The 26,324-nt window shown below is 65.1% G+C and carries 24 protein-coding genes; 12 read left to right on the forward strand and 12 right to left on the reverse strand.

Translation table 11 applies throughout. The features are described 5' to 3' along the window. The first annotated feature begins 84 nt into the window (after window positions 1–84). Complete coding sequence (locus BHE01S_RS22455; protein WP_042267824.1) at window positions 85–1,056, forward strand: LysR family transcriptional regulator; 972 nt, start codon at window positions 85–87, stop codon at window positions 1,054–1,056. Here the strand turns inward: BHE01S_RS22455 and BHE01S_RS39900 are convergent. Together BHE01S_RS39900 and BHE01S_RS22460 are read right to left on the reverse strand one after the other, a co-directional pair. Beyond that, window positions 1,028–1,282 carry an FAD-linked oxidase C-terminal domain-containing protein gene (locus tag BHE01S_RS39900; RefSeq protein ID WP_218000424.1) on the reverse strand — a complete coding sequence of 85 codons (255 nt, stop codon included), beginning with the start codon at window positions 1,280–1,282 and terminating at the stop codon, window positions 1,028–1,030. The two genes, BHE01S_RS22455 and BHE01S_RS39900, sit on opposite strands and share 29 nt — an antisense overlap. A 41-nt stretch (window positions 1,283–1,323) precedes the next feature. Beyond that, window positions 1,324–1,779, reverse strand: a complete 456-nt coding sequence (locus BHE01S_RS22460) for a MarR family winged helix-turn-helix transcriptional regulator (protein WP_245639831.1) — start codon at window positions 1,777–1,779, stop codon at window positions 1,324–1,326. A gap of 440 nt (window positions 1,780–2,219) precedes the next feature. Between BHE01S_RS22460 and BHE01S_RS22465 the strand changes: the two genes are divergently transcribed. The 9 genes from BHE01S_RS22465 to BHE01S_RS22505 all read left to right on the forward strand — a co-directional run bounded on the left by BHE01S_RS22465 (window position 2,220) and on the right by BHE01S_RS22505 (window position 11,689). Then, window positions 2,220–3,482, forward strand: coding sequence for an amidohydrolase/deacetylase family metallohydrolase (locus BHE01S_RS22465; protein ID WP_042267828.1), 1,263 nt, complete (start codon window positions 2,220–2,222; stop codon window positions 3,480–3,482). Window positions 3,483–3,500: 18 nt separating this feature from the next. Then, window positions 3,501–5,909, forward strand: a complete 2,409-nt coding sequence (locus BHE01S_RS22470) for a xanthine dehydrogenase family protein molybdopterin-binding subunit (RefSeq protein ID WP_042267829.1) — start codon at window positions 3,501–3,503, stop codon at window positions 5,907–5,909. After that, window positions 5,906–6,739, forward strand: coding sequence for an FAD binding domain-containing protein (locus tag BHE01S_RS22475; protein WP_042267832.1), 834 nt, complete (start codon window positions 5,906–5,908; stop codon window positions 6,737–6,739). The genes BHE01S_RS22470 and BHE01S_RS22475 overlap by 4 nt, the downstream gene beginning before the upstream one ends. Next, window positions 6,736–7,257 carry a (2Fe-2S)-binding protein gene (locus BHE01S_RS22480; protein ID WP_042267834.1) on the forward strand — a complete coding sequence of 174 codons (522 nt, stop codon included), beginning with the start codon at window positions 6,736–6,738 and terminating at the stop codon, window positions 7,255–7,257. Before BHE01S_RS22475 ends, BHE01S_RS22480 begins: the two co-directional genes overlap by 4 nt. 25 nt (window positions 7,258–7,282) lie before the next feature. Further along, entirely contained in the window at window positions 7,283–7,987 is a 705-nt protein-coding gene (locus BHE01S_RS22485) for an SRPBCC family protein (RefSeq protein WP_042267836.1), read from the forward strand. Window positions 7,988–7,989: 2 nt separating this feature from the next. After that, on the forward strand, window positions 7,990–9,183 hold the full coding sequence (locus tag BHE01S_RS22490; protein WP_042267838.1) for a YlbE family protein: 1,194 nt from the start codon (window positions 7,990–7,992) through the stop codon (window positions 9,181–9,183). Further along, a complete protein-coding gene (hpxZ, locus tag BHE01S_RS22495; protein ID WP_042267840.1) occupies window positions 9,180–9,569 on the forward strand; it encodes an oxalurate catabolism protein HpxZ in 390 nt (129 codons plus the stop codon). The genes BHE01S_RS22490 and hpxZ overlap by 4 nt, the downstream gene beginning before the upstream one ends. Beyond that, window positions 9,566–10,783 (forward strand): amidase, encoded by a 1,218-nt coding sequence (locus BHE01S_RS22500; protein ID WP_042267841.1) that lies wholly within the window; start codon window positions 9,566–9,568, stop codon window positions 10,781–10,783. Before hpxZ ends, BHE01S_RS22500 begins: the two co-directional genes overlap by 4 nt. A gap of 75 nt (window positions 10,784–10,858) precedes the next feature. After that, window positions 10,859–11,689, forward strand: a complete 831-nt coding sequence (locus BHE01S_RS22505) for a phytanoyl-CoA dioxygenase family protein (protein WP_042267843.1) — start codon at window positions 10,859–10,861, stop codon at window positions 11,687–11,689. 50 nt (window positions 11,690–11,739) lie between these two features. On the opposite strand, the gene BHE01S_RS22510 is transcribed toward BHE01S_RS22505, so the two are convergent. The 7 genes from BHE01S_RS22510 to BHE01S_RS22540 form a co-directional block, all read right to left on the reverse strand. After that, complete coding sequence (locus BHE01S_RS22510; protein ID WP_084069116.1) at window positions 11,740–12,606, reverse strand: amino acid ABC transporter ATP-binding protein; 867 nt, start codon at window positions 12,604–12,606, stop codon at window positions 11,740–11,742. Continuing rightward, on the reverse strand, window positions 12,603–13,262 hold the full coding sequence (locus BHE01S_RS22515; RefSeq protein ID WP_042267845.1) for an amino acid ABC transporter permease: 660 nt from the start codon (window positions 13,260–13,262) through the stop codon (window positions 12,603–12,605). The genes BHE01S_RS22510 and BHE01S_RS22515 overlap by 4 nt, the downstream gene beginning before the upstream one ends. Next, window positions 13,259–13,903: an amino acid ABC transporter permease gene (locus BHE01S_RS22520; RefSeq protein WP_042267847.1), complete on the reverse strand. Its 645-nt coding sequence runs from the start codon at window positions 13,901–13,903 to the stop codon at window positions 13,259–13,261. Before BHE01S_RS22520 ends, BHE01S_RS22515 begins: the two co-directional genes overlap by 4 nt. Before the next feature lie 29 nt (window positions 13,904–13,932). Further along, window positions 13,933–14,802 (reverse strand): transporter substrate-binding domain-containing protein, encoded by an 870-nt coding sequence (locus BHE01S_RS22525; RefSeq protein WP_042267849.1) that lies wholly within the window; start codon window positions 14,800–14,802, stop codon window positions 13,933–13,935. 195 nt (window positions 14,803–14,997) lie between these two features. After that, window positions 14,998–16,320: an oxalate/formate MFS antiporter gene (gene oxlT, locus BHE01S_RS22530; RefSeq protein ID WP_042267991.1), complete on the reverse strand. Its 1,323-nt coding sequence runs from the start codon at window positions 16,318–16,320 to the stop codon at window positions 14,998–15,000. Window positions 16,321–16,444: 124 nt separating this feature from the next. Continuing rightward, window positions 16,445–18,088, reverse strand: a complete 1,644-nt coding sequence (locus BHE01S_RS22535) for a gamma-glutamyltransferase family protein (RefSeq protein ID WP_042267852.1) — start codon at window positions 18,086–18,088, stop codon at window positions 16,445–16,447. Window positions 18,089–18,223: 135 nt separating this feature from the next. Then, complete coding sequence (locus BHE01S_RS22540) at window positions 18,224–19,006, reverse strand: GntR family transcriptional regulator (RefSeq protein WP_042267853.1); 783 nt, start codon at window positions 19,004–19,006, stop codon at window positions 18,224–18,226. Window positions 19,007–19,279: 273 nt separating this feature from the next. Between BHE01S_RS22540 and BHE01S_RS22545 the strand changes: the two genes are divergently transcribed. Further along, window positions 19,280–22,483, forward strand: a complete 3,204-nt coding sequence (locus tag BHE01S_RS22545) for an EAL domain-containing protein (RefSeq protein WP_042267857.1) — start codon at window positions 19,280–19,282, stop codon at window positions 22,481–22,483. A 14-nt stretch (window positions 22,484–22,497) separates the two neighbouring features. Here the strand turns inward: BHE01S_RS22545 and BHE01S_RS37990 are convergent, their stop codons facing one another. Beyond that, window positions 22,498–22,686: a hypothetical protein gene (locus BHE01S_RS37990; RefSeq protein WP_245639832.1), complete on the reverse strand. Its 189-nt coding sequence runs from the start codon at window positions 22,684–22,686 to the stop codon at window positions 22,498–22,500. Window positions 22,687–23,020: 334 nt separating this feature from the next. Here BHE01S_RS37990 and BHE01S_RS22555 point away from each other — a divergent pair, with 334 nt between their 5' ends. Then, window positions 23,021–24,172 carry a porin gene (locus tag BHE01S_RS22555; protein ID WP_042267993.1) on the forward strand — a complete coding sequence of 384 codons (1,152 nt, stop codon included), beginning with the start codon at window positions 23,021–23,023 and terminating at the stop codon, window positions 24,170–24,172. A 44-nt stretch (window positions 24,173–24,216) separates the two neighbouring features. On the opposite strand, the gene BHE01S_RS22560 is transcribed toward BHE01S_RS22555, so the two are convergent. Both BHE01S_RS22560 and BHE01S_RS22565 read right to left on the reverse strand, forming a co-directional pair. Continuing rightward, complete coding sequence (locus BHE01S_RS22560; RefSeq protein ID WP_084069118.1) at window positions 24,217–24,795, reverse strand: acyloxyacyl hydrolase; 579 nt, start codon at window positions 24,793–24,795, stop codon at window positions 24,217–24,219. A gap of 565 nt (window positions 24,796–25,360) precedes the next feature. Next, complete coding sequence (locus BHE01S_RS22565) at window positions 25,361–26,323, reverse strand: LysR substrate-binding domain-containing protein (RefSeq protein WP_042267861.1); 963 nt, start codon at window positions 26,321–26,323, stop codon at window positions 25,361–25,363. Window position 26,324: the final 1 nt, after the last annotated feature.

The following is a 26,324-nucleotide window of genomic DNA, read 5'->3' on the forward strand; positions in this document are numbered from 1 at the left end:
TCAAAGCATCAGTTGAAAAAAATATAAGGCGCGTTCTTTTTGGCGGCAATTCCAAAATTGTTGGATGAGGCATAACATCAGGTCATGCCAAACCTTCGCAGGAAATTGCCGAGCGCCAACGCGCTGTTCGTGTTCGAAGCGGCCGCACGATGCGGAAACTTCACGCGCGCGGCGCAGGAGCTTTATGTGAGTCAGCCTGCCGTGAGCCGCATGCTGGCGCGCATGGAAGACCACATTGGTGTGAAGTTATTCGAACGTGTGCGCGGCGGCATCGAGCTGACCGAAAACGGCAAGATTCTCTACTCCAGGATTTCCGAAGGCTTCAGCGGCATCGAGAGCGCGATACGCGAAATCGAAGTGCGTGCGACCGGTGTGGAAACCGTCACGCTGTCGGTTTCGACCGGCTTCACCACGCACTGGCTGATGCCGCGCATGAGCCGCCTGCATCAGGCGTTTCCTTCGGTTGACCTGCGGTTTCAATTGATACCGGGGCGCATTGGCGGCCCGCTCGTCGACGTCGATCTCGGCATGCGCTTCGTGCATGACGAAGAGATCGACGAAAACGCCGTGCTGCTGATGCCGGAAACGCTGCTGCCGGTATGCGACGCGCGGTATCACGAGCACGCGCTGAGCGATGCGGGCCGCGAGCATGGCGACACGGTCATCATCATGGACGACGAGGAGCGCGGCTGGCACGAGCGCTTTCAGGCCTTCGCCTCGAAGCGGCGGCATGCGCAGAGCATGTTGAGCTTCAACGACTACGCGATCGTGGTGCAGGCCGCGCTGCTCGGCCAGGGGATCGCGCTCGGCTGGCTCACTGTGACGTCGCACTGGCTCGCGCAAGGCGCGCTCGTGCCGGCCGAACAGGAGCTGCTCGTGACGAGCCGGCGCTGCTGCCTGCTCACGCCGCCCAACCGGCCGCTCAGGCCCATCGTCGCCCATGTGCGCGACTGGCTCGTCGAGGAAACGCGCAGCGACATGCGTGTGGTCGAGAGCAAGTACCCAGGGCTCGGCTTGCGCGATGCCCTCAGGCAAACGGGCGTCGTGCTGGATTAGTCGCTGTGCCGCAGCGCAGCGCCCCTCGCAGGACCTTTGCGGGAGGGAGCAGCCCATCCGGACCGAGCGCCCGCTTGATGCGGCGCATCAGTTCGATCCCGGCTTCGCTGCGCGTGCAGGGCAACGCCAGTTTATTCGTGAGGCCGATGCGGTGCTTGGCGGAGATCGTTCCGCCGAGGCGGCGGGTGCTACCTGATCCCGATTCCGGCCAGGAGAATCCGGGCACAGCGAGCGCGCAGCGGTATCGGGTGCGCCTGCGAGATTCATTCAGCTCGCGCCCGCCTCGCTCTCATCCTGCGCGAGCAACTGGCTGTCGGGCAACCGGAAAGGCACGGCACTGTCCGGATTGTTGGCCTCCACCAGCCGGATCAACTGCAACATGAACACATCGCGCTCGGCGGGTGACAGGTGCTCGATCGTGCGATCGTGCGCGCGCTGCACGGCGCTCGCCATCTTCCTGACCAGACGCTTGCCCGCAGGTGTCAGCCTGACGAGCCGCAGTCGTTTGTCGTGTTCGACCTGTGTGCGGCTCACGAGCCCCCGCGCGTTCAAACGCGGAATGACTTCAGCGACGCTCGAACGCTCCAGCCCGACTTCGATGGCGAGCGAATTCTGATCCATCTCCCCGAGCGATTCGAGCGCGGTAAGCAGGCTGTACTGCACCGGCGTGATATTGAACTCGCTCGTTTCCTGCGCGAACAGGAATGTATGAATCTGATGCATGCGGCGTATCAGAAAACCCGGCCGCGAAAACAGCGGAGAACGTGCCTGCCGCTCGGCTAGCTCTGCGCGGACGCTTTGAATGTCAATGGAATCGATGACGGTGGTTCGCATGAAGTCGGCTCAAAAGAAAATGGTTGAATTTCGAACGCCCTGATGTGCATTCTAGGCCGTAACCACCGCACCCCGCAAATACGCGGTACACCAACGAATCACCATAAAAAGGCATCGCGCCTGCGCTTGGTGCACGCGCGCGCCGGCACTCGCCGAATCGGTGCGAACCGGGCGATCGAAGCTCCGCAGCATGGCGCACATCGGCCCATGTCTGCGACCATAAGTCACTGATCCGAAGAAGAAAATACGACGGCGGAAAGCCGCGCGGAAAAACCGGCACACTATTTGCGGTACACCACGCATCTTCCCACTCGGCTATCGAACCGTCCATGTCCCAAGTTCTGCTCAAAGGGGGCCGCGTCATCGACCCCGCCCGGAAAATCGACGCCCCGCTCGACGTTCTGGTGGAAGACGGCTTGATCGCCGCCATCGGCCCCGACCTCGCGAACGAGGTGCCTCAGGCGCAACGGATCGATTGCAGCGGCAAGCTGGTGCTGCCCGGGCTCATCGACACGCACGGCCACATCTATCAGTACGTGACCGGCCGCTTTGGCCTGAACGCGGATCAGTGCGGCGTGCAGTCGGGCGTGACGACGATCATCGATCAGGGCGGACCGAGCTGCATCACGATTCCGGGCTTTCGGCACTACATAGCGGAGCGGTCGGCCACGCGCGTGCTCGCCTTCATCTCCGCGTATCTTGTCGGCGGCCTCGAAGGGCACTACTACCCCGACCTGTATCGCCCCGATTGTCTCGATGCCGAAGCGACCATCAAGTCCATCCAGGCAAATGCCGATCTCGTGAAAGGCATCAAGGCGCATGCCGAAATCGGCGGCTTCGCGCGCTGGGGGCTCGACGTGATGAAGATCGCCGCGCAGATCGGCCGTGGCGCGCAGTTGCCCCTGTACATTCACTTCGGGCAGTTGTGGCCGAAACCCCACAGCGGCGGCCTGCCGGTCGCACCCGACTCGATCTTCGATCAGGTGGTTCAGACGCTCAAGCCGGGCGACATCCTCGCGCATCCGTTCAGCCGCCATCCGGGCGGTTTCGTTGAGGAGAACGGACAGCTGCATCCGCTCGTACACGAAGCGATCGCGCGAGGGCTGAAGATCGACGTAGGCCACGGCTCGCATTTCAGTTTCAGGACGGCGCGCATCGTGCTCGATGCCGGCGTGATGCCCGACACGCTCGGCGCCGATATGCACGGCTACAACACCCATGTCCCCGCCCCTGCCGGCACGCCGGAGAGCCATCCCGACGAGGAACACGCGTTCCTCGGCCGCACGCAGTTCAGTCTCGTCAGCGCGATGACCAGCATGCTCGCGCTCGGAGTGCCTCTGCAACACGTCGTCGCGATGGCGACCTGCAATGCGGCGAAGATGGTCGGTATGGAAGACCGGATCGGCTCGCTGGAAGTGGGACGCGGCGCGGACATCAGCGTGCTGGAAGACCGCCGCGGCCGCTGGGTGCTGGAAGACAACGAGGGCACCCAGATCATCACCGACCGCATGCTGTCGCCGCTGTTCTGCCTGAGAGACGGCGAGCGGCACGACGCCGTCTCGCCCACACTGCCGCTCGCACGCGCGGCCTGACCACGCGAGGCGAAAACGATGATCAAACGGCCTCACACCCACGGCGGCGACAAGGGTCCGCAAGGTATCGGCGCATCGCTCAGGCGCAAGGAAGACGAGCGCTTCATGCACGGGCGCGGCGGGTACGTTCCCAACATCCGCATGGTCGGCATGCTCGACGTGGCGTTCGTGCGCAGCCCGGTCGCGCATGGTCATATCGTCGGCATCGAGAAGCCGGAGCCTTTCGCGCATGCGGTGTATACGCTGGCCGATCTGGAGGGCGTGAAGCCCATCGTCGCCAGTTCGGGCCTGCCCGGCTTCAAGCGCTCCGAGCAGCCCGTGCTCGCGAGCGGCAAGGTGCGCCAGGTCGGCGAGCCCGTCGCAATGTGCGTGGCCGCCACGCGCGCGCAAGCCGAAGATATCGCCGCGCAAGTGTTCCTCGACTTCGAGGAACTGCCCGCTGTCGTCGACATGCTCGCTGCGCGCCGCGAAGACTCCGCCCTCGTGCACGAGCATTGGGGCGACAACGTGTTTCTCGAAACCTTCGTCGATGCGAACCCCGACGTCGATCTCGACGCCATTCGGCGCGATGCGCCCATTCGCGTGCATCGCAGGCTGCGCACGGCGCGCCAAAGCATGGCGCCGATGGAGGGGCGCGGCGTCGTCGCCCATTGGGACCGCCGCCTGTCACAGCTCATCGTCCATACATCCGCGCAAATGCCGCACATCACGCGCACCGGTCTCGCGGAATGTCTCGGTCTCGACGAGGGACAAGTGCGCGTGATCGCGCCCGATGTCGGCGGCGGCTTCGGCTACAAGGGCATTCTGCTGCCCGAGGAAGTATGTTGCGGCTGGCTCGCGATGCATCTGGAAAAGCCGGTGCGCTGGATCGAAGACCGCCGCGAACAGCTCACCGCCAACGCGAACTGCCGCGAGCACGACTACGACATCACCGGCTACGCGGATCGCGACGGCCGCCTGCTTGCGGTGGAGTGCGAAGCCCATGTGGATTCGGGGGCGTACTCGTCGTATCCGTTCTCCGCGTGCCTGGAGGCGGCGCAGGTCGGCAGCATTCTGCCGGGGCCGTACAAGATGGACCGTTTCCGCTGCCGGACCTGGTCGGTCGCGACCAACAAGCCGCCGATCCTCCCGTATCGCGGCGTGGCGAGAACGGGCGTGTGCTATGCGATCGAAACCGTCATGGATGCGATTGCGCTCGAGGCCGGCATCGAGCCTTACGAGGTGCGGCTGCGCAATCTCGTCCAGCCGCACGAGATGCCCTACGACAACATCACCAAGAAGCACTTCGACAGCGGCGATTATCCCGAGGCGGTGCGCCGCGCGATGGCCGCGATCGATCTGCCCGCAGTGCGCGCGCGTCAGCAGCGCGGCGAGCCGGACGGCCGGCGCATCGGCTTCGGCATGTCGGTCTTCTGCGAACAGGGCGCGCATGGCACGTCGGTGTACCACGGCTGGGGCATCCCGATGGTGCCGGGCTATGAGCCCGCAGTGATCCGCCTCACACCCGACGGCGTGCTCGAAGTGCGCGCGGGCGTGCATTCACACGGCCAAAGCATGGAGACCACCCTCGCGCAGATTGCCCACGAAGTGCTTGGCATCGACACGGACCGCGTACGCGTCGTGCTCGGCGATACGGGCGTCACGCCGTACTCGACCGGCACATGGGGCTCGCGCTCGATCGTGATGGCAGGCGGCGCGGTGGGCCGCGCCTCGAAGGAGCTCAGGGAGCGCCTCCTGAAGATCGGCGCTCACCTGCTCCAGGAACCGTTGGACGATGTACGCTGGGAAAGCGGCGCGGTCGTCGGCAAGCAGGATTCGCGCACGCTGGCGCAGCTCGCGCGCACCTGGTATCTCGCGCCGCAATTGCTGCCGCCCGACGTCGATCCGCGCGGCCTCGAAGTCTCGACGTCGTATCAGGCGAAGCGCGATTCGGGTACGTTCAGCTACGCATGTCATGCGGTGATCGTCGCCGTCGATCCGGTGCTCGGCCAAACCGAAATTCTGGACTACGTCATTGTCGAAGACGGCGGCGTGCTCATCAATCCCATGGTCGTCGACGGCCAGGTCTATGGGGGCGCGGCCCAAGGCATCGGCACCGCGCTTTACGAAGCGATGCCCTATAGCGAAGACGGCCAGCCGCTCGCCTCGACGCTCGCCGACTATCTCTTGCCTGGCGCGACCGAGGTGCCCTCCATCCGCATCGAGCACATGGAAACGCCGGCGCCCTATACCGAGTTCGGGCAAAAAGGCATTGGCGAAAGCGGTGCAATCGGGCCGCCTGCGGCGCTGGCCAACGCCGTCAACGATGCGCTGCGCGGGCTGGGCGTGCGCATCGATCAATTGCCGGTCACGCCGCGCCTGATCGTCGAAGCGCTCGCCAGGCAGCGCGAGCAGCAGGCCAACTCACTCAAGGAACGCCCCGCATGAAAGCCGCGCCCTACGACTACGCGAAGCCGCTCGCCTGCGACGAGGCGATTGCGCTTATCGGCCCGGCCGACGGCAATGGGAAATTCGTGGCCGGAAGCCAGTCACTCGGCCCGATGATGAACCTGCGCCTCGCGCAGCCGGAAAAGCTCGTCGATCTGCGCGGCATCGAGGCGCTGCGTGCGTGCCGCATCGAAAACGAGGTCGTCACACTCGGCGCGTGCATTACGCATGCGCAAATCGAGGACGGCAAGATCGACACCGGCACGCGCGGGTTCATGGAGCATGTCGCGCGCGGCATCGCCTATCGCGCAGTGCGCAATCGCGGCACGCTCGGCGGCAGTCTCGTGCACGCCGACCCGGCAGCCGACTGGATCAACTCGATGTGCGCGCTCGACGCGCAATGCCTGGTGAGCGGTCCGGGCGGCGCACGCACGATCGGCAACGGCGAGTGGATGTCGGGCGCATTCACGACCGCGCTCGAAGCCGACGAGATCTTGACCGCCGTGCGCTTCACGCGCTTTTCATCAACGGCACGCTGGAGCTACTACAAGGTCAACCGCAAGCCGGGTGAGTTCGCGCAAGCCATCGCCGTGTTCATCGACGACGCGGTGCGCGGCGTGTGCCGCGCCGTGATCGGCGCGCTCGACACGCCGCCTTATGCGATCGCCGACGCGCGCGAATTGCTCGCCGCCGATCCGTCCGCAGCGTGCTTCGATGCTCATCTGGAAGCGGCGGGCGTCGAAGCGGGCAGCTACGAACATGAGGTCCATCGCGCTGCGCTCGTACGAGCGGCGGCGGGCATCCGCAATCAGAAAGGGAGCGCGTCATGAGCGACGCCTACATCAAGACGATCGAACTCGTCGTCAATCAGGCGGCGGTCGCGGACAGCGTCGAGCCGCGCACGAGCCTCGCTGACTTCCTGCGCGAGCAGCGCATGCTGTGCGGCACCAACATCGGCTGCGAACAAGGCGTTTGCGGCGCATGCACGATCGACGTGGACGGCGTGCCGACTCGCTCCTGCATCACCCCCGCGATCAGTTGCGCAGGCAGCGCGGTGCGCACCATCGAAGGCTTCGACGACGACGCCACCATGAACGAGCTGCGCGCCGCCTTTAGCGCCGAACACGCGCTGCAATGCGGCTACTGCACGCCGGGCATGCTGATGAGCGCGCGCGACATCGTCACCCGCCTGCCCGACGCCGACGACGCCCGCGTGCGCCTCGAACTCTCCGGCAACCTGTGCCGCTGCACCGGCTATGTGGGTATCGTGCGCGCCATTCGCCGCGTGCTCGACGCGCGCCGCGCGAGCGCGGCGGCCCCGCTTGCGGCGGTCGCCGCTACGGCTTGAAGCATCGAATACGGAATCTTTCGCCATGGAAATCGAACAAGGCTTCACCGTGCCCTACCCGTGCGACGCCGTCTGGGCGCGCTTTCACGATACGCCCGGCATCGTCGAGTGCCTGCCTGGCGCATCGCTCACCGCGCCGGTCGAGAACGGCCTGCTCAAGCTGGCGATGACCGTCAAGCTCGGGCCGATCGTCGCCTCGTTCGCGGGCGACGGCGAGATGACGCTCGACGACGCCGGGCATCGCGGCAGCATTACCGGCACGGGCCTGGACCGCAAGAGTTCCTCGCGCGTGAAGGGCGTGGCGTCGTTCGCGCTCGCTCAGGCGAGCGCGGGTGAAACGCGCGTCGATGTGAAGGTGGACTACGCGATCAGCGGCAGTCTCGCGCAGTTCTCGCGCGGCGGCATCGTGAAGGAACTGGCCACGCGTATGACCGAAGCGTTCGCGGCGAACCTCAAGGCGAAACTCGACGAGGCAGGCGCAGCGCAGATCGGCGTGGATGCGCCTGCCGAGGCGGTGCCCGTCGAGCTCGAAGGCGTTGCAGCGCAGCCGGTTGCGCGCACAACCGAAGTTCCCGCACAACCCACACAAGCCGCGCAGGATGCCCCCGCCGCACCGCGCGCCGCTGCCACGCGCGCCCGGCCGGCAAACGCGCCGCTCGATGTCGGCCAGTTGTTCTGGAAGCTGCTTTGGTCGCGCTTGCGCGGACTCTTCAGTTTCGCGAGCCGCTGACGATGCGCGCCGGCGACGCCAACGTGCGCGCGCTGCGCCACGTGCATGCGGTGCGCCCGCAATGGCGCGGCGTCGTTGCCGCGCGCGACGCGGTGCGTTTGCCGGAATTCACGCTGCTGCACGCCGGGCCGCCTTTCGAAGACGCACACAGGCCTTCCGCAGTGGTGCGTTCATCTGCAGTCCTGTGCTGCCTCTACGAAGGCTGGGCGAAAGACGAAGCGCACGCCGAACGTCTCATCGCGCAAGGCGAGGTGCGCCTTGAAAGCGCCCAGTCGTATGGCGTGGTCACGCCGCTCGCCGCCGTGATCTCGCCGCGCACGAGCCTCGTCGAAGTGGCCGATGCGCGGGTCTGCGCGGCACGCTCGTGGTCGTTGCTCGGCAGCGGCGCGGGCCCGCAGATTCGCTTCGGCAGCCGCGACCCGCGAATCCTCGAACGCATGACGTGGCGCGACGACGTGCTCGCGCCGGTGCTGGATCAAGGCCTCGCGCACGGTCCGCTCGACCTGTTCCCACTCGCGCAAGCCGGTCTCGACAGCGGCGACGACCTGCATGCGCGCACAACCGGTGCGACCGCCGCGCTGCGCGCGTTGCTGGCATCGCGTTTGAATCACGCCGAGGTCGATGCGATGCTCGCGCAAACGCCCCTCTTCTTCCTGACGCCCTGGATGGCCGCTTGCGCGCTGATGCTATCGGCGGCGGCGCAGGCGGGCGAGCCGGCATCGACGCTGGTGGTGGCGCTCGCGGGCAACGGCGAGCGCGTGGGCATCCGGCTCGCGGGCGCGCCCTCGCGCTGGATCACCGCCGATGCGCGCGCGCCGGAAGGCCCGCGCATCGATCCCGACCAGGCGGCAGCGGCAGCGCCGCTCACGGGCGACAGCGGCGTGATCGACGCGGCCGGGTTCGGTGCGCAGGCGCTCGGCCATGCCCCCGAGCCTGCCCTGGCCTTCGAAACCTGGTTTCCAGCGGCCGCGCACGATCGCCAATCGCGCATCCACACGGCGCCTCACCCCGTGTTCAGCCGGTTGCCCGGCGTGCTCGACGCCGCGCGCGTCGTTCGCGAAGACATCGCGGCGCGCGCGGCGATTGCGATGATCGCCGCGGACGGACGCTCGGGCTTGCTGGGCCGAGGCATCTACACCGCGCCCCCCGAACTCTTCGCGCGCGCCTTGAACAGCCTCCACGGTGAAACCGCATGAGCACGGAGCCAGTCAACGATCCCGCAACGCGCGCCGCCGTCGAAGCCGCATTCGACGCCTACGAGCGGGCGCTCACGACCAACGACATTCCCGTTCTCGACACGCTGTTCTGGAACAGTCCGCATACGCTGCGCTACGGCGCGACGGAAAACCTGCAGGGCTACGAAGCGATCCGCGCCTTTCGCGCGCAGCGGCCGGGCAAGGGCTTGACGCGCACGATCATCGATCGGTCGGTGACGACCTTCGGCACGCAATTCGCCGTGGCGAACATCACGTTTGCGCGCGCCGGCGAATCGCGTATCGGCCGACAGTCGCAGACGTGGGCGTGCATCGACGGCCAGTGGCGTGTCGTCGCCGCGCATGTCAGCTGGATGGATCCGTCATGACCCGCAACGATCTTCTCCAGCCAGGCCTGCACGGCGCATTCGTTGCCGATGGCTTCGACGCCCTGCCCGCCGGCGCATTGCCCGCGCGCACGGGCGACAAGCTCGCGGGGAAGCGCCTCGCAGTGAAAGACGTGTTCGATATCGCGGGGCTGCGCACGGGCAGCGGCAATCCCGCGTGGCGCGAAGCCCAGCCGGTCGCGGCGCGCACCGCGCTCGCCGTGTGCGCGTTGCTCGAAGAAGGCGCGCAGTGGATCGGCAAGACGGTGACCGACGAACTCACCTACAGCCTGGCAGGCGTAAACGCCCACTACGGCACGCCCGTCAATCCCGCCGATCCCACGCGCATTCCGGGTGGATCGTCGTCGGGTTCGGTCGTGGCCGTGGCGGCGGGTCACGCGGACATCGCGCTCGGCACCGATTGCGGCGGCTCGGTGCGCCTGCCCGCGAGCTATTGCGGCGTGTGGGGCATGCGGCCCACGCACGGCCGCATCGCGGCGGACGGCTGTCTCACGCTCGCGCACAGCTTCGACACGATCGGCTGGTTCGCGCGCGATGCACGCACGCTAACGGACCTGTTCGAGGTGCTGGCGCGCAGCGTCGTTGCGCCTGGCGGCGAATCATTCGCACTGCACGTGCCGCGCAATATGCTCGCGTGCCTCGATGCGCAAGTGGCGGCGCGCTTCGAGTCGGCGCTGCGCGCGCCTGGGGGCGCGGTAAAGCAGGTCGCGCCCGGCGAATCGCTTGCCGATTGGGCGCAGGCGTTTCGCGTGCTGCAGGCGGCGGAGATCGCACAACGTTACGGAGCGTGGGCGCGCGAGCATGCCGGGAGCTTCGGCCCCGACGTGGGCGCGCGCTTCGCGACGAGCCTCACGGTGACCTGCGAACAGATCGCCGAAGCACAGCGCGTGCGCGTCGAAGCGATCCGAACGATGGCCGATGCGCTTGCGCACGCAACGTTCTGGCTCGTGCCGACGGTGCCGGGCGTCGCGCCGCGCGCGGACGCTTCGGCGCAAACGGTCGATCACGCGCGAGCGCGCGCGCAGCAGATGCTTTGTGTCGCGGGCCTCGCGGGCCTGCCACAAGTCAGCATGCCGTGGATGCGCTTCGAAGGCGCGCCCGTCGGCCTCTCGATCATCGGTGCGCGTGGCGAGGACGAAGGCGTGTTGCGCGTCGCGCACGCCGTGCACGAAGCCATACGCATGGCCGATCGGTGAATTTCCGGCCAGGTCGATCCTGGCGTCCACATGACGCATGTGTTGTCCCGCTCGAACCCACACCAGAGGAACGTTATGACGAAGCACTTGACGGATGCGCAGGTGGCGCATTTCAAACAGAATGGCTATGTCTTTCCGATGCGGGCGATCAGCGCGCAAGAGGCAACGGCGTATCGCCGCGTTATCGAGCAATACGAGGCCGCCTCCGGCGAGGACGTCAACAAGACCTTGAAGATCAAGGGCCACCTGGCCTTGCCGGCAATCGTCGAACTCGCGCGCCATCCTGCCATTCTCGACGCGGTCGAGGATCTCATCGGGCCGGACATCATGCTGTTCGGCGCGTCGATATTCGCGAAGAACGGCCGCGATCCTCGCTACGTGTCGTGGCATCAGGATTCGACCTACTTCGGGCTCACGCCGCACGAGGAAGTGACCGTCTGGGTCGCGCTCACGCCCGCGAATTCCGTCAACGGCGTGCTGCGCGTGTTACCGGCCTCGCATCGCGGCCCGGATCTGAAGCACGTCGAGACCTATGCGAAGGACAACATGCTGGCGAAGGGCCAAACGCTTGTCGGTATCGACGAGGCGCTCGCCATGGAGATGCCGCTGCAACCCGGCGAGTTTTCGATGCATCACGAGCGGACCGCGCACAGTTCGCTGCCCAACCGCTCGGACGACAGGCGCATCGGCTTTGCATTCTTCTATGTGCCCGCGCATGTGCGCTCGGCTACGGGCCGCCGGCGCGCGACACTCGTACGCGGCACCGACCGCTTCGGTCACTGGGACCCCGACACGCTGCCCGAATACGACTGCGATCCGCGCTCGATGAACGAACTCGCGCAAACGTGGGGCAAATACAAGGACGGTGAAGTGAAGCAGGCCGCCGACATGGCCGCGCCGCAATGATCCAGGCAACGCTCGTCGCCGCGCCCCGGACGCGGCGACGAGCGTGCGCTTCAGGCAGGCATGGGCGCCCCGCTCCAATCGCCGAGGGCCTCGCGCGGCGAACGAAAACGCGCCAGAAACTGCCGCGCGCGAGGCGTCTGCGGCGCACTGAAGAAGCGCTCGGGCGGCGCACTCTCGATCACCTCGCCCGCATCCATGAAGACGACGCGGCTCGCCACCTGTCGCGCGAACTCCATCTCGTGCGTGACGATCACCATGGTCGCGCCTTCCTGCGCGAGCGAGCGCATCACATTCAGCACTTCGCCGACGAGCATCGGGTCGAGCGCGCTGGTCGGCTCGTCGAACAGCAGGATGTCGGGCTTCATCGCCAGCGCCCGCGCAATGCCCACGCGCTGTTTTTGACCGCCCGACAGACGCGAGGGAAACGCATCCATCTTCCCCGCGAGCCCGACGCGCTCCAGCAGACGGCGGGCTTCCTCGCGCACCTCTTCACGCGGACGTCCGAGCACGTGCAGCGGCGCTTCCATGACGTTCTGCAAGACCGTCAAATGCGGCCACAGCGCGAAATGCTGAAACACCATGCCGATGCGCGCGCGCGAGCGCGCAAGCTCGGCGTCGCTCATCTTGATCGACGAGCCTTCGCGCACGCCCATGCGCTGGCTGGACACGTGGACCGTGCCCGCGTCGGGCACTTCGAGCCAGTTCACGCAGCGCAGCAGCGTGGACTTTCCGCAACCCGAAGGCCCGAGCAGACAGACGGTCTCGCCCTTGTGCACGGTGAGCGACACGTCGCGCAGCACGTGGTTCTCGCCGAACGACTTCGAAATGCCGTTGAGCCGCAGCACCGGTTGCGCGTCGGCATGTTCCATAACGGCGGCGCGAATGATGGCGGACGGGACATCGTTCGAAATATTCATGCTCTGCGTTCCTCGGCGAATCTCGACAGCAAGCCGCTGCCGCCTTCGATCACGAGGCAGATGGCCCAGTACAGCAGCACAGCCGTGATGAACGCGGCGAACGGGATGAAATAAGTGGCCTGAATACCGTTCATCTGGTGCGTGAGCTCGTCAACCGCGATTACCGTGAGGAACGCGCTGTCCTTGACGATCTGCACGAGTTGATTGCCGATCATCGGCAAGGCGACTGTAAAGACCTGCGGCAGGATGATGCGCCGGACCAGCCCGAACCCGTGAAAGCCATAGGCCCGCGCGGCTTCGATCATCGGCGTGGGCAAGCCGGCCCAGGCGCCGCGCAACAACTCCGCCATGTAGGCCGTGTTGTAGAGGACCAACGCGACGGCGCCCGCCCACCAGTTCGACATGCGAATGCCTGCCGTCGGGAGGCCGAAATAGATCAGATAGACAAACAACAGGAAAGGCGCGCAGCGCATGGCGTCCACATAGAGCATGGCAAGCCGCGCAATCGCCGGGCGTCTCGACATCAGCGCGGGCGTGAGCAGCGCGCCCAGAACCAGCGACGCGACGGCCGCCACCGCGAGCAGGCCGAGCGTGTCGAACAGGCCCGACAACACGTCCGCGCGCTGTTGCCAGATGATCAGAAAGTTCTCCGTCACGCGCGGGCCTCCAGGGGTTGGCGGCGCTCGATCATACGCTGAGCCTTGATGAGCACGAACACGATCAGCCCGTAAATGACCAGCGCAAAAGCGAAAGGCGGCAGCGGATCATACGTGCGCGCGCCGACACGCAGGGCCGCGCGCGTGATCTCGACGATGCCGATGACCGCCACCGCGGGCGTCGACTTGATCTGCAAGGTCATCTCGTTGACGAGGCCGGGCAGGCTCGCCCGCCAGATCTGCGGCATCACGATGCGGCGAAAGCGCAGGCTGCGCGGCATGGCAAAAGCCAGAGCGGCATCGTATTGATCGCGGGGAAAGTTCATGAGCGCCGCGCGCCAGATTTCGCAGTTGAATGCGGCGGTGCTGATGGTGAGCGCGAGAATCGCGGCGGGTGTGGGGTCGAGCGAGATGCCGAACTGCGGCAGCGCGAAGAAGATCAGCAGCGTGAGCGTCACGGCGGGGCACGAGCGGATGAGACTCACGTAAGCGACCACGAGGCGGTGGAGAAACGGCACGCGCGCCCAGCGGACAAGCGCGAGCGCGAGGCCCAGCGGCACGCCGGCCACGATGCTGGCGACCGAAAGAACCACGGTCGCCAGCGCGCCCTGAGCGATGCTCCAGTAATCGAAGGCGTTCATCGATGCACAATCGCAAAGGCGTTCAGATGTCAGTTGACGGACTGCGGCATGTCTTTGTAGCTCGCGCCGAGCCACTTCTGCTGAAGCTGATACATCTCGCCGCTCTTGCGCAACTCGAGCAGCGCGGAGTCGACCATCTTCAGCACGTCGGTGTTGCCCTTTTTCACGGCCCACGCAATGTAGGTCGGCTTGCCGATTGCCTGCCCGACCGTGAACGCGTCGGGGTGCGTCTTCACGAGCGAGTTCAGGCTGATCTGCGTGTTGGCGACGGCGTCGACGCGGCCGAGGCCGAGGTCCTGATAGGCCTCCGGATACGACTGATATTCGACGATCTGCTTGAGGCCGTTGCCGCCGTGCCTCTTCTTCAGCTGCTCGTCGAAGAGTTTGAGGTCCGCGAGCATGGCGCTGCCCGTTTCCGCGCCGACGACCTTGCCGACGAGGTCGTCCGGCGTCTTGATCGGCGAGCCCTTGCGCGTGGCATAGAACGTGACGGCCTCGCAGGTTGGCGAAGCGAAGTCGAAGGTCTTCTTGCGCTCGTCGGTGACGAGCACGGCCGTGAGCGCCATGTCGTACTTGCCGGTCGTCACGCCCGGGAGGATGCCGGACCACGGCATGACCTGCTGCTTCACGTCGACCCCGATTTTCTTTCGCACCAGCGCGAGCAGTTCGTTGTCGTAGCCGGTGTTCTTGCCGTTATCGACGAACTCGAACGGATTGTAGTCATCCTCGGTCGCGACGCTCAGATAGCCGCGCGCCTTGATTTCCTCGATGCTGGCCCCGTAGCTCGCATGGCTGATGCTGAAGGTGGCGACAAGTGCGAGCGCGCCGGCGCGCAGGAGCATGACCGTGGTGCGCTGTTTCGACTGACCGGGAACGCGGCGGGTGAGACGGACTGGCATGAAGAACCCCTTAGGTGTTGGATGATGACCGTCGAATCGATAATTCGTCCTGGTACTCACGATTCACCCTGGATCATGCAAGTGGTATGCCAACGATCTTGTTTTGTCGCCGGAGCCCCGATGCCATGGCCGCGCAGGCCGATCATCCGAACATGCCGCAAATATGTGGTGCACCACATATGTTTGCCAGGCTTGCTATTCGTGCATTCTCGCACCGATATACGACATGCCCGCCGCCTTCTGAAGGAAGCGCGCGCGCATCGGCTTGAGCACGAACATCGCCAGCACCGCGGTGAGGATGTCCAGCGCGATCGCCACGCTGAACACCGGGACCCAGCTTCCCGCATGCAGATGCAGCAGCGCGGCAAGCGGTCCGCCGAAGATCGAGCCGATGCCCTGCGAAATGTACAGCCAGCCGTAGTTCTCCGTGGCATGGCGCGTGCCGAACGTGTCCGTCAGCGTGGAAGGAAAGAGCGAGAAGATCTCGCCCCAGCCGAAGAAGACCACGCCCGAGAGCAGCACGAACAATACGGCGTTCTCGCGCGTCAGGAGCCACAGCGCCATGGCGACGCCTTCGAGCGCGAAGGCGAAGAACATGGTGTTTTCGCGCCCGAAGCGGTCCGACACCCAGCCGAACAGCGGACGCGTAAGGCCATTGGTGAAGCGGTCGATGGTGAGCGCGAGCGGCAGTGCCGCCATGCCGAACACGACGACCTTCGTGATGCCGAAGTCGGCGGCAAAGGTCGCCATCTGCGAGGTGACCATGAGGCCCGACGTGGACATCATCGTCATCATCGCGAACATGAGCCAGAAAAGCGGCGAGCGCATCATCTGCGAGGGACGCAGGTTCGGCACGCCCGATGCCGCCGGCGCGGGCGCAGACGTCTGCGCCGGCGGGACATCACGCGGCACGCGCAAGCCCTGCGAGGCAAGAAAGCCCACGACGGCGAAGGCGATGCCAAAGATCCACAGGGTGGCGTCGAGGCCGCGCGACGCGAGCGAAGCCGAGATCGGAAAGGTCGTGACGATGGCGCCCATGCCGTAACCCGCCGCCACCGCGCCCGCCGCAAAGCCGCGGCGATCGGGGAACCAGCGCACCATGAGGCCGACCACGCCAACGTAGACGATGCCCGTGCCCAGCCCGCCGACGAGACCGTACGTGAGATACAGCATCGACGTGCTCGTGACCATTGATGCCAGCACCCAGCTCAGGCCCGACATCACCGTGCCGAGCGAGATCAGCAGGCGCGGTCCGAAGCGGTCGATCAGCTTGCCCTGAAACGGCGAAAAGAACGTCTGCAGGATGATGAGCAACGAGAACGTCACCTGCAATTCGGGCAGCGGTACGCCGAGCTTCGCCGACAACGGTTTGGTCAGGAGCGTCCACACATATTGCGGGCTGGAAATCGCCATCATGCAGAGCAGGCCCAGACCAAGCTGAAGCCAGCGATTGTGCGCGGCCACGGCGGGCGCATTGGCGGCCGCATGGTCTTGCAGCGTCTGGATGCGTGTGTTCATATGCATTCCCCGTTTTGATACGGAATTAAAAGGACGAAAATCTCCCTCCAGTCCGGCGCAATGCCGGACCGGATGGTGAGACAGCTTCAGTTGCGTGCTGCGGGTGCTGCTGCGCCCGTGTGCGCTACCAGCCTGCGGCGGCGCCGTCGCTGCGCGGATCGTGGCCGGCTTCGAACAATCCGTCTGGATAACGAACGATTGCCCCGGCGTGGCCCATCGCTTCGTCGTAGGCGGCGAGCACTTCCACGTCGTGGCCGAGCGCGCGCAATGCGTCGACGGTCTGCGCGGGGAAGCGCGCTTCGAGCTTCAACGAATCGGTGGACTGGCCCCAGGTGCGGCCGAGCAGCCAGCGCGGCGCGTCGATCGCGGCCTGCGGATTCCAGCCGAAGTTCGCGATGCGCGAGAACACCGCGCTTTGCGACTGGGGCTGGCCGTCGCCGCCCATGTTGCCGTAGACCATCGTGCGCCCGTCGGCGAACTGGGCGAGCGCCGGATTGAGCGTGTGGAAAGGACGGCGGCCCGGCATGAGCGGATTGAGCGACGACGCGTCGAGCGAAAAACTACAGCCGCGGTTCTGCCAGTTGATGCCCGAGTTCGGCAGCACGATGCCGCTGCCGAACTCGTGATAGATGCTCTGGATGAAGCTGACGGCCACGCCGTCGCGATCGATCACGCCCATCCAGACCGTGTCGCCGGGGCCGCGGCCCTGCCCCCACGGCGCGGCGCGCGACATCGACACCTGCCGTGCCAGCGCGTCGAGCGCGGCAGGTTCGAGTTGTGCGACCGCGTCGATGCGCATGTGGTCGGGATCGGTCACATGCGCGTCGCGCACCTTGAAGGCGAGCTTGGTCGCTTCAACGCACGCGTGCACGAACTCGGGGCCGAGCGGATCCATGCCGTCTGCCAGCACGCGATCCAGCACGCCGAGAATCAGCAGCGACACGAGACCCTGCGTGGGCGGCGGCATGTTGTACACGGTGCCGAGCGTGTGCTTGAGCGCAAGCGGCGTGCGTTCGCGGGCGCGGTGGCGCTCGAGGTCTTCCAGCGTGACGAGCGTTTCCAGCGACGCCAGGTCGCTTGCGATGCTGCGTGCGAGATCGCCGCGATAGAAGTCGTCGAGTCCGGCGTCGGCGAGTTGTTGCAGCGTCGCGGCAAGACGCGCGTTGCAGAAGCGCTCGCCGGTTTGCGGCGCGCGCGAGTCGGGCATGAAGGTCTGCGCGAAGCCGGGCACGCCTTGCAGTTCGCCGCCTTTGCCCGCGACGCAGTCGGCGTGGCTGCGTGTGACCGGAACGCCGTGCCTCGCGTAGTGAATGGCGTCTTCGAGCAGGCGTGCGACGGGCATCCGCCCGCCGAGCGCGTCTTGCGAGAAGCGCTGCGCGAAGTCCCACCCGGAGACCGTGCCCGCGACCGTGTTGGCCGCGAGCGGGCCGCGCGCCGGAACCGCGGCGAGACCGAGCGAGCGATACGTGTCGATGTCCGCACGCATCGCCGCCGCGCCGCACGCCTCGATGCCGATGGGTGCGTGGCCCGGGCGCGAGATCAGCCAGAAGCCGTCCCCGCCGATGCTGTTCATGTGCGGATAGACCACCGCGATGGTCGCAGCGGCGGCGATCATCGCTTCGACCGCGTTGCCGCCTTCGCGCAGGACGGCGAGCGCGCTTTGCGACGCAAGCGCATGCGGCGCGACCGCCATGCCGCGCGAACCGCGTGTGGGGTTGAGTGTGCTGGCCGCGCCGTGCGCGTTTGCTGCGGAGACTTCCAGAGGCATTGACGTTTCCTTGTATACAACGAAATTCGTCAAAGCCAGATCCGTGCCAGTACCTCGTAAAAACCCTGGTAAGGCTTGCTGGGCAAGGTTTTCAGCGCCACGGCACGCGACGTGCTGCGGCGGCGTGCCATGCCGTCAGATGGTGCGCCGAGGCCGCGCCGGTGCCGCAACCGTGGCTTTGCGCCCCGGCTCGGTGCGTGCCGCGATCAACCGCTGCATGGTGAGACCGTTCACGCTGGCCTGGCTGCCGCCGATGTGACGCGAGACGAGTTCGACGCTCAACGCGCTGTCGCCACGGCGAATGGCGTCGAGAATGGCCGCATGCTCCTCGTAGGTTTCGGCAATGCCGTCGCCGTGCACGAGATCGAGGCGGCGCACGACGCGGATGCGGTCGGTCACGCGCCGCATCGTCGAGGTCAGTTCGTCGTTGCCCGCGGCCTCGACCAGCGCGTGATGCAGCGCTTCGTCGAGTTCGACGAGCTTGCGGCCATCGGTAATGCGCTGCGTGCGGCCGACCTTCCAGACGCGATCGAGCGCATCGAGCAGAAGATGGAGCCCCGCTTGCGGCGCTTCGCCGTTGCAGAGCTTGCGCACCGCGAAGGTTTCGATCATCTGGCGCATTTCGTAAAGGTCGTCGAAGCGCTTGTTGTCGATCGGCACGACTTCCCAGCCGCCGCGCACGTAGCCCTGCATCAGGCCATCGCTTTGCAGGCGCTGCAATGCTTCGCGCGCGGGCGTGCGGGAAACCGCGAAGCGCTCCGCGATGGCGCCTTCCGTGAGCCGGTCGCCCGGCAGGAGGTGCATGTCGAAGATTTCGTCGCGCAGCGTGTAGTAGACGCGATCCGCCCGCGAAAGCGCGGCGTCCGGCGCAATCGCGAGGCTTTGTTCCAGCGTCATGTTCGGCTTGATGTCGGGCATGGTCGGAAAGCTTATCAAAGGAGCCCGCGCGACGGAAAAGAATCGCGATCGCGAATTCGCCCCACAATCCGGCCACATTTGGTGCACCCGGGCACCACGCCGAAGCAAGCGCGCATCAACGCAGTGAATTGATTTTGGCACGTTAAAGTTGCCGTAACCTGTTGCCGTTACGCAAGAGTCAAGTGCGCTCCGGCGTGAGCCGCTTGCTCTCAGTCGCGCCGTTTGTTCGGTCATGAAGATGGCGCAATTTCCGGTGTCGTTTTGGCGCGTCCGATGAAACACAATCCGTTTCTTCGCTTGCTCGGGCGCTTGCGTGTCGGGCGCAAGCTGCTGCTGATCTATCTGCTCGATCTGAGTGCGGTGGTGTATATCAGCGGCATCCTGATTCACGAAAAATATATTTCAATCGACTTCTCACAGAAAGAGATCATCGGCAATGCGTATCTCGGCACGTTGCGAGACGTGTTGATCGACGTCGCCCAAAGCGGCGCCGACGGTCATGTCGACACACAGCAGGTCGCCCGCCTGACGTCCGCGCTCGCGAGCGCCGAAGCGCAATATGGCGCGAACCTGGAGAGCAGCGAGCTGAACGCACGCGCGCGTGGAGCACTCGGCGCGCTCGCGGCCGCCGCACACGCGGCCTATCCGCCTGCGCCCGAGGTCGTGCGCGCGGCGCTCGACGCTTGCCGCGAGCTCATCACGCGTGTGGGCAATCAGTCCAACCTGATCCTCGACCCCGATCTGGACAGCTACTACTCGATGTCGCTGTCGATCCTGCGCTATCCGGCACTGCTCGACGCCGCGAACGGCATCGGCCAAGGTTTGCGCGAAGGCGGCGTGGGCGCGGACAGTGCGCCCGCGCGCCGCGATCTGAGCACGCGCTATCTCGTGCTCGAAGGCCAGCTCGACGCCGTCGCGCAAGGCTTGCGTTCCGATTTCGCCGAAGCGGCCGCCGCCAACAAGGACGTGAAGCGGGCGCTCGCCGCGCCGGTCGCGAATCTGCTCGACGCGCTAGAGGCATATCGCGAGGCGGCGCGCACGGTGGTCGCGCAGTCCGGCGGCAACGCCACGAGCCGCGCGGCCGCACAGGCCGCGCACGAGGCGCTCGTCGCGCGCGTGGGCGAGGCCTGGCGCGCCACGGGGGCCGAACTCGACACGCTGCTGCATGCGCGCGTACGCGGCCTCTTCTCGCGCATGTGGCTCCATCTGGGCACCGCGCTCTTTCTGTTGTGCGGAATTCTGTCGATGGTCTATCTCGTGGCCCAACAGATCTCGCGGCCGCTGCGCGAGCTTGCGCGCGTGATGGACACCGTGCGCCGCACGGGCGACCACGGCGTGCGCGCCACATGGCGCAGCCAGGACGAGATCGGCCAGCTCGTGCTGGGGTTCAACGACATGCTCGTGCAGCTCGATCGCGAGCGCGACGTGCAGAAGGAACTCGCGGCCACGGCGCGCGCCTCGCAGGCGCAGCATGCGCTCGTCGAAGCGACGCCTGTGCCGATGATGGTCACGGCCGTGCCGGGCCATGAGGTGCTGCACGCGAATCGCCCTGCCCTTTACTGGCTCAATGGCTGCACGTCCGACCCGTGGGCGTTGGGCCTCGATTCCGCGGTGCGCGCGCGTTTTTTCCAGCAGCTTTCCGATCGTGACGCCGTGGACGAGTTCGAAGTGCGCTGGATGGGTAGCGAAGAACCCACATGGGCCATGCTCTCGGCGCGCCACCTCACGTTTCAGGGCCGCGACGCCGTGTTGACCGCCTTTACGCCGATCAACCAGATCAAGCTCATGGAGCAGCGGCTCGAACTATGGGCGAAGGTGTTCGAGGCTTCGTCGGAGGCGATTCTGATTCTCGACGGGAACCGGCGTCTGCTCGCTGCGAACGCCTCGTTCTATCGCGCCACGGGCTATCGCGCCGAAGACGTGTGCGGCACGCTACCCGATTTCGTGCTGGCGTCGCCGAACGGCGAGCCGTTGATGCCGCAACTGACCGCGCTCGTCGACATTTCGAGCGTCTGGAACGGCGAAGCCGTCGTGCGCCGGCGGGCGGGCGGCGACTATCCCGCGTGGCTCATGATCAGCGCCGTGCGCGACAAACGCGCAAGCGTCTCGCACTATATCTGCACGCTCATCGACATCACCGACCGCAAGAAGAGCGAGGCGCGCATCCAGTTTCTCGCCGAACACGACGTGCTCACGGAGTTGCCCAATCGCGCGCTCTTCACGAGGCGCGTCGGTGCGGCCATCGAGGACGTGCGCCAGACAAATGGCCGTGTAGCCGTGCTTTTCATCGACCTCGACCGCTTCAAGGACATCAACGATACGCTCGGCCACCACGCGGGCGACGGACTCTTGCGCTCGGTGTCGCGGCGTCTGCTGCAATCCGTGCGAGCGGGCGACACCGTGAGCCGGCTCGGCGGCGACGAATTCACGGTGCTGCTCTCGGGCGTAGGCGGCAGCGCCGACGTGGCACGGCTCATCGACGAACGGCTGCTGCCGCTCATGCGCGAGCCCCACTCGATCGGCGGCATGACCCTGCAGGTCGCGTGCAGCATCGGCATCGCCATGTATCCCGACGACGGCGCGACGATCGAAGCGCTGATGCAAAACGCCGACGCCGCCATGTATCGTGCGAAGTCGAGCGGCCGCAATCTCGTGAAGTTCTTCTCGCCCGACATGGCCGAAAACACGCGGCATCGCCTCGAACTGGAAGCGCGCTTGCGCACGGCGGTCGAGCGCAATGAACTGTGGCTTGCGTACCAGCCTTGCGTGGATGCATCGACGGGAGAACTGATGAGCGTCGAGGCTTTGTTGCGTTGGCAACATCCCGATCTTGGCCTCGTCCAGCCGTCGGAGTTCATTCCCATCGCCGAGGAAACGCGGCTAATCCTGCCGATCGGCGCGTGGGTGATCGAGGAGGCGTGCCGCCAGATCGCGCGCTGGCGCGAAGCCGGTTTGCCCGACATGCGCGTATCGATCAATCTCTCGGCCATCCAGTTGCGCGACGACGAACGGCTCGTCACTCATCTGCGCGATACGCTCGAGGCGCATGGCGTGGAACCGGGCCGGCTCGAGCTCGAAATCACGGAGACCGTGCTGATGGAAAGCGTCGGTCATTATCTCGACGCTATCAAGAAGATCCGCGCGCTGGGCGTCAAGCTGTCGCTCGACGATTTCGGCACGGGATATTCGAGTCTCAGCTATCTGCACCGCTACCCGCTCGACCGGCTCAAGATCGATCGCGCGTTCGTGCACGGCCGGCTCAACGAGCCTTCCGATCTCGCCGTGATTCGCGCGATCGTCGAACTCGGCCACGAACTCGGCCTGCGGGTGGTGGCGGAAGGCGTCGAGCACGAACACGAAGCCAACGCGTTGCGCCGCATCGGCTGCGATGAATTGCAGGGTTTTCTCTACGCAAAACCAATGCCGCACGAAGCGCTCACGCTGTGGCTGCGTTCGTGCGATGCGGCATTGGCGTGAATGCCGCGCAATAGTCAGAACATTTGCCGCATGCCGACCGCCACACCGACATTGTTAGTGCGGCCGATCCTGTCGACAGCGCCTGTCGCCGCGTTGGTCACGCCGCGGTAGTCGGCAGCGAAGGCGCCGTTGCCGCGCGCGAAGTCCGCGGCCAGGACGGCCAAAGCAGGCTCGACGCGACGGCTTTCAGCCAAAAACTGCAAGAGACTCTTCCAGAGCGCTGAGGAATCGAATTTCGGCGACCGGCTGCGATGCGTCGGCAAGCCGGATTGTCGGCATGATTTCCTCGCTCCTATAGCGATCTACTGGCGCGCCAAAAGCACCGTACGACAAGGCTTTCTCGTCTCCCCTCATCCTCGCTTCATTTTATTTCGCATTGCCAGGTCAATAGCCAGTCTCTCCCCTTCTTCAATCCCCAAAGCAGCGGCATCGATTTCGATATGACAAGAGATCGTTTCGCCTGAAATCCACCCGCTCCTATGATCGCCCTTGCATTTCGCACACCTCGCGGTGCTCTCATTTTTCCCGGAGTCAGCCTTGTCAAAGAAGTTTCTCCTGGGCGCGGCGGTCACAAGCAGCCTGCTCGCGCCACTCGCCCACGCACAGAATTCCGTCACGCTGTACGGTCTGATTGACGCCGGTCTCATGTACACGAACAACGTGAAAAAAGGAACGAGCACGGGCTCGCTCGTCCAGGCCACGAGCGGCAACATCAACGGCAGCCAGTTCGGCGTGCGCGGCAGCGAAGATCTTGGCGGCGGCCTGCATGCGGTCTTCGTGCTGGAAAGCGGCTTCAACGTCCAGAACGGCAAGATGGGGCAAAACAACCGCTTTTTCGGGCGTCAGTCTTATGTGGGCCTCGATAGCGCCAGCTACGGGACATTCACGCTCGGCCGCCAGTACGACTCTGGCGTCGATTTCGTCGCGCCCTTGTCCGAAGTGGCGTCGACGTTCGGCAAGACCGGCTTTTCCCATCCGTTCGACAACGACAATCTCGACTACTCGGTCCGCATCAACAACGCCGTCAAATTCAATAGTCCGAATATCGGCGGCTTCAAGTTCGGCGGACTATATGCCTTCTCGAACAGCACCGACTTCAGTGCGAACCGTGCATACAGCGTGGGCGCGAGCTATGGGAATGGACCGCTGAAAGTGGCGGCCAGCTATCTCCAGATTAACGGCTCGAACAGCACGAACACGACCGGCGCGATCGACACGGCGGAGTCCACGGCCAACGGCACGGCCGGTTTCCTGCTCGGCGCCGACGTGCAGCGCGTCGTCGCCGCCGGCATCAACTACACGGTGGGTCCGGCCGTGCTCGGCTTCGTGTATTCCCACAGCCAGTACCAGGGCACGAAGTCGTTCGGCTCGGCAAACGGCACGGTCCGCTTCGACAACTTCGAACTGAACGGCCGCTACGCGCTAACCCCGGCGCTGAAGCTCGGCATCGCCTACGCCTACACGGACGGCCATGTGACCGACAGCGCGACCTATGGAGCCGACCCGAAGTGGAATCAGGTCAACGCACAGGTGATCTACTCGCTTTCGAAGCAAACCGATGTCTACGCCGAAACCATGTACCAGCATGTGAGCGGCAAGCAGTACGTCGCGTTCATCAACACGGCGGGCGGTGCGTCCTCCACTGCGAATCAGGTGGTGGCGACGGCCGGGTTGCGCACCCGTTTCTAACCGCATCGGTAACGCTTCGGCACCGGGTATCTACGACAACACAATCAGAAGTTGTACTGAAAATATACCTGGCTGAAGTTGATGCCTGGGTTGGGGTGCTTCAAACCCGCGTTCGACAAATGCTGAAAGCGGAAACCGGCCTGGTAGTTCTGATGCGCCCCGAACTGCGCGCCCACGCCCACCATGTCGGCGAACTGAAACGAAGACGAGAAGCTACGGTCCGGCGTTTCATCCACGTGAGAAAGCAGTCGCACGCCCACGCCGGCTTCGACGAATGGCCGGACATAGCCGGAACTCTTGATGAAGCGAAACACCGGCGTGAGCCCGAATTCCCAGATGTCCGGATGCGAGCCCGGTTTTTCCTGAATATCCCAGTAGGCGGCATGCGCTTCCCCCACCACAGTGAAATGATAACCGCCAATTTCCCACCAACTCAGCCCCGGGTCCCAAACAATACCGAGATCGGCTTTGCGAACATCGTGATCCGCCACGCCGCCGGCGAATTGAACACCCCATTGCCCAGCATATGCAGACGTCGCGCTCGCGCACAGCACGGCAAACAGCACCCCAAGCCGAAGCCTTCCTTCTTTCAATTTCTTCCTCTTTCTTTTTTGCTTTTGCATCCGGTCCCCGGTTGATCATCGGCATTTCGAAAGCCGGACCGACGCTTCTTTCGCTACCACGCCAACGGCCGCAACGCGGCAAAGGCAGCAAGCGGTGCGAAAAAAAACCTCCATGCGAGGTTGCAGGAGGTTAAGCGGGGGAAAACATCATCGTTTCGCCTGATAACGATGCGTAATCATGCTAACAATAGAGATGGAGAGAATAAATACGAATTATCGCATTGCATCTTTTCAATATTCGCCATAATTCGAATATCGCATTTGGCGAAATAATTCGCGGCGAATGCCGATCCATCATTTCTATTTATAAAGATAAATAGGCTTCTTTTTCCAAAGAGGAAAATAATTATTTCGCGATTAATCTCAATCGACTGTCCGATACCGTATCGACCTTTCATTGCGTAAGCGCAGGCCGAGGCGGCCGCTCACGTCTCGGGGCCCAGTTGCGGCATTTCGACCGTGAACACCGCGCCCTCAGCGGATGCATTGCGCGCCGTCAACCGGCCTTCGTGGCGCTCGACGGTGCCATAGCTGATCGAACCCGGGTCCGGTGCCGCGGCCCCGTTCAGCGCCCGCTCTCGTCCTCGTTTGCAGGCGCCGCGATGCCGATGCGCGCGAACGTTTCCTCCAGATGATTCACGCACACGCGCACCTTCGCTGACTGCGCGAGACGCGCCGGGTACACGGCCCAGACGTTGGCCGGTTGCGTCACGCCGGGCAGCACGCGCTGCAGGCGTCCGCTCTCCAGCAATGGTGCGACATCCCACATCGAGCGCAGCACGATGCCGCGGCCCGCCAGCGCCCACTGCACCGCCACCTCGCCGTGATTGGTCGAAAGCGGCCCCGCCACCTTCACCGAAACCGTTTCGCCGTGCGCGTTCAGGCGCCAGACGCCGAACGGATGATCGCGTTCCTTGATCGCGAGACACGCGTGTCCGGCGAGATCGGCGACCTCTTGAGGCGCGCCGCGCCGCGCGAGATACGCGGGCGCGGCGCAGAGCACGCGATAGTTCGTGGCGAGACGCCGCGCGATCAGATGGCCGGCGATCTCGTCGCCGATACGCACGTCGAGGTCGAAGCCCTCGCCCGCGACATCGACAAGCCGGTCGAACAGTTCGAGCCGCACGCTCAGTTGCGGATACCGCTCGGAAAGTCCCGCGAGCGCGGGCGCCACGAAATTGCGGCCAAAGCCGAAGCTGCTCGATACGCGCAACGTGCCGCGCGGAATGCGCCGTGTCGTGGAGACGTCATCGATGAGCCGCTCGACGTCGTCGAGAATCTTGCCCGCCGACGCGTAGACGCGCTCGCCCGCCTCCGTCATCGCGACGCGCCGCGTCGAGCGGTGCAGCAGGCGCGTGCCGAGGCGCGCCTCGAGCACGCCCACGCGCTTGCTCACATAGGCCGGCGACGCCGCAAGCGCTTCGGCTGCCGCACTGAAGCTCGCCTTGCGCGCGACCATGCAAAACACGCGCAAGTCGTCGAGCTCCGGCGACGCGACGGATTTCGGCGCTTTCGGTGCGTCGGGCATG

The sequence above is a fragment of the Paraburkholderia heleia NBRC 101817 genome, from assembly GCF_000739775.1.
GTDB classification, from domain to species: Bacteria; Pseudomonadota; Gammaproteobacteria; order Burkholderiales; family Burkholderiaceae; genus Paraburkholderia; species Paraburkholderia heleia.

What these genes read in the sequence shown, in the direction of transcription:
- BHE01S_RS22455 (WP_042267824.1), top strand. Translation starts at nt 85, where the DNA reads ATGCCAAACCTTCGCAGGAAATTGCCGAGCGCCAACGCGCTGTTCGTG.
- BHE01S_RS22460 (WP_245639831.1), bottom strand. Translation starts at nt 1,779, where the DNA reads ATGCATCAGATTCATACATTCCTGTTCGCGCAGGAAACGAGCGAGTTC.
- BHE01S_RS22465 (WP_042267828.1), top strand. Translation starts at nt 2,220, where the DNA reads ATGTCCCAAGTTCTGCTCAAAGGGGGCCGCGTCATCGACCCCGCCCGG.
- BHE01S_RS22470 (WP_042267829.1), top strand. Translation starts at nt 3,501, where the DNA reads ATGATCAAACGGCCTCACACCCACGGCGGCGACAAGGGTCCGCAAGGT.
- BHE01S_RS22475 (WP_042267832.1), top strand. Translation starts at nt 5,906, where the DNA reads ATGAAAGCCGCGCCCTACGACTACGCGAAGCCGCTCGCCTGCGACGAG.
- BHE01S_RS22480 (WP_042267834.1), top strand. Translation starts at nt 6,736, where the DNA reads ATGAGCGACGCCTACATCAAGACGATCGAACTCGTCGTCAATCAGGCG.
- BHE01S_RS22485 (WP_042267836.1), top strand. Translation starts at nt 7,283, where the DNA reads ATGGAAATCGAACAAGGCTTCACCGTGCCCTACCCGTGCGACGCCGTC.
- BHE01S_RS22490 (WP_042267838.1), top strand. Translation starts at nt 7,990, where the DNA reads ATGCGCGCCGGCGACGCCAACGTGCGCGCGCTGCGCCACGTGCATGCG.
- hpxZ (WP_042267840.1), top strand. Translation starts at nt 9,180, where the DNA reads ATGAGCACGGAGCCAGTCAACGATCCCGCAACGCGCGCCGCCGTCGAA.
- BHE01S_RS22500 (WP_042267841.1), top strand. Translation starts at nt 9,566, where the DNA reads ATGACCCGCAACGATCTTCTCCAGCCAGGCCTGCACGGCGCATTCGTT.
- BHE01S_RS22505 (WP_042267843.1), top strand. Translation starts at nt 10,859, where the DNA reads ATGACGAAGCACTTGACGGATGCGCAGGTGGCGCATTTCAAACAGAAT.
- BHE01S_RS22510 (WP_084069116.1), bottom strand. Translation starts at nt 12,606, where the DNA reads ATGAATATTTCGAACGATGTCCCGTCCGCCATCATTCGCGCCGCCGTT.
- BHE01S_RS22520 (WP_042267847.1), bottom strand. Translation starts at nt 13,903, where the DNA reads ATGAACGCCTTCGATTACTGGAGCATCGCTCAGGGCGCGCTGGCGACC.
- BHE01S_RS22525 (WP_042267849.1), bottom strand. Translation starts at nt 14,802, where the DNA reads ATGCCAGTCCGTCTCACCCGCCGCGTTCCCGGTCAGTCGAAACAGCGC.
- oxlT (WP_042267991.1), bottom strand. Translation starts at nt 16,320, where the DNA reads ATGAACACACGCATCCAGACGCTGCAAGACCATGCGGCCGCCAATGCG.
- BHE01S_RS22535 (WP_042267852.1), bottom strand. Translation starts at nt 18,088, where the DNA reads ATGCCTCTGGAAGTCTCCGCAGCAAACGCGCACGGCGCGGCCAGCACA.
- BHE01S_RS22540 (WP_042267853.1), bottom strand. Translation starts at nt 19,006, where the DNA reads ATGCCCGACATCAAGCCGAACATGACGCTGGAACAAAGCCTCGCGATT.
- BHE01S_RS22545 (WP_042267857.1), top strand. Translation starts at nt 19,280, where the DNA reads ATGAAACACAATCCGTTTCTTCGCTTGCTCGGGCGCTTGCGTGTCGGG.
- BHE01S_RS22560 (WP_084069118.1), bottom strand. Translation starts at nt 24,795, where the DNA reads ATGCAAAAGCAAAAAAGAAAGAGGAAGAAATTGAAAGAAGGAAGGCTT.
- BHE01S_RS22565 (WP_042267861.1), bottom strand. Translation starts at nt 26,323, where the DNA reads ATGCCCGACGCACCGAAAGCGCCGAAATCCGTCGCGTCGCCGGAGCTC.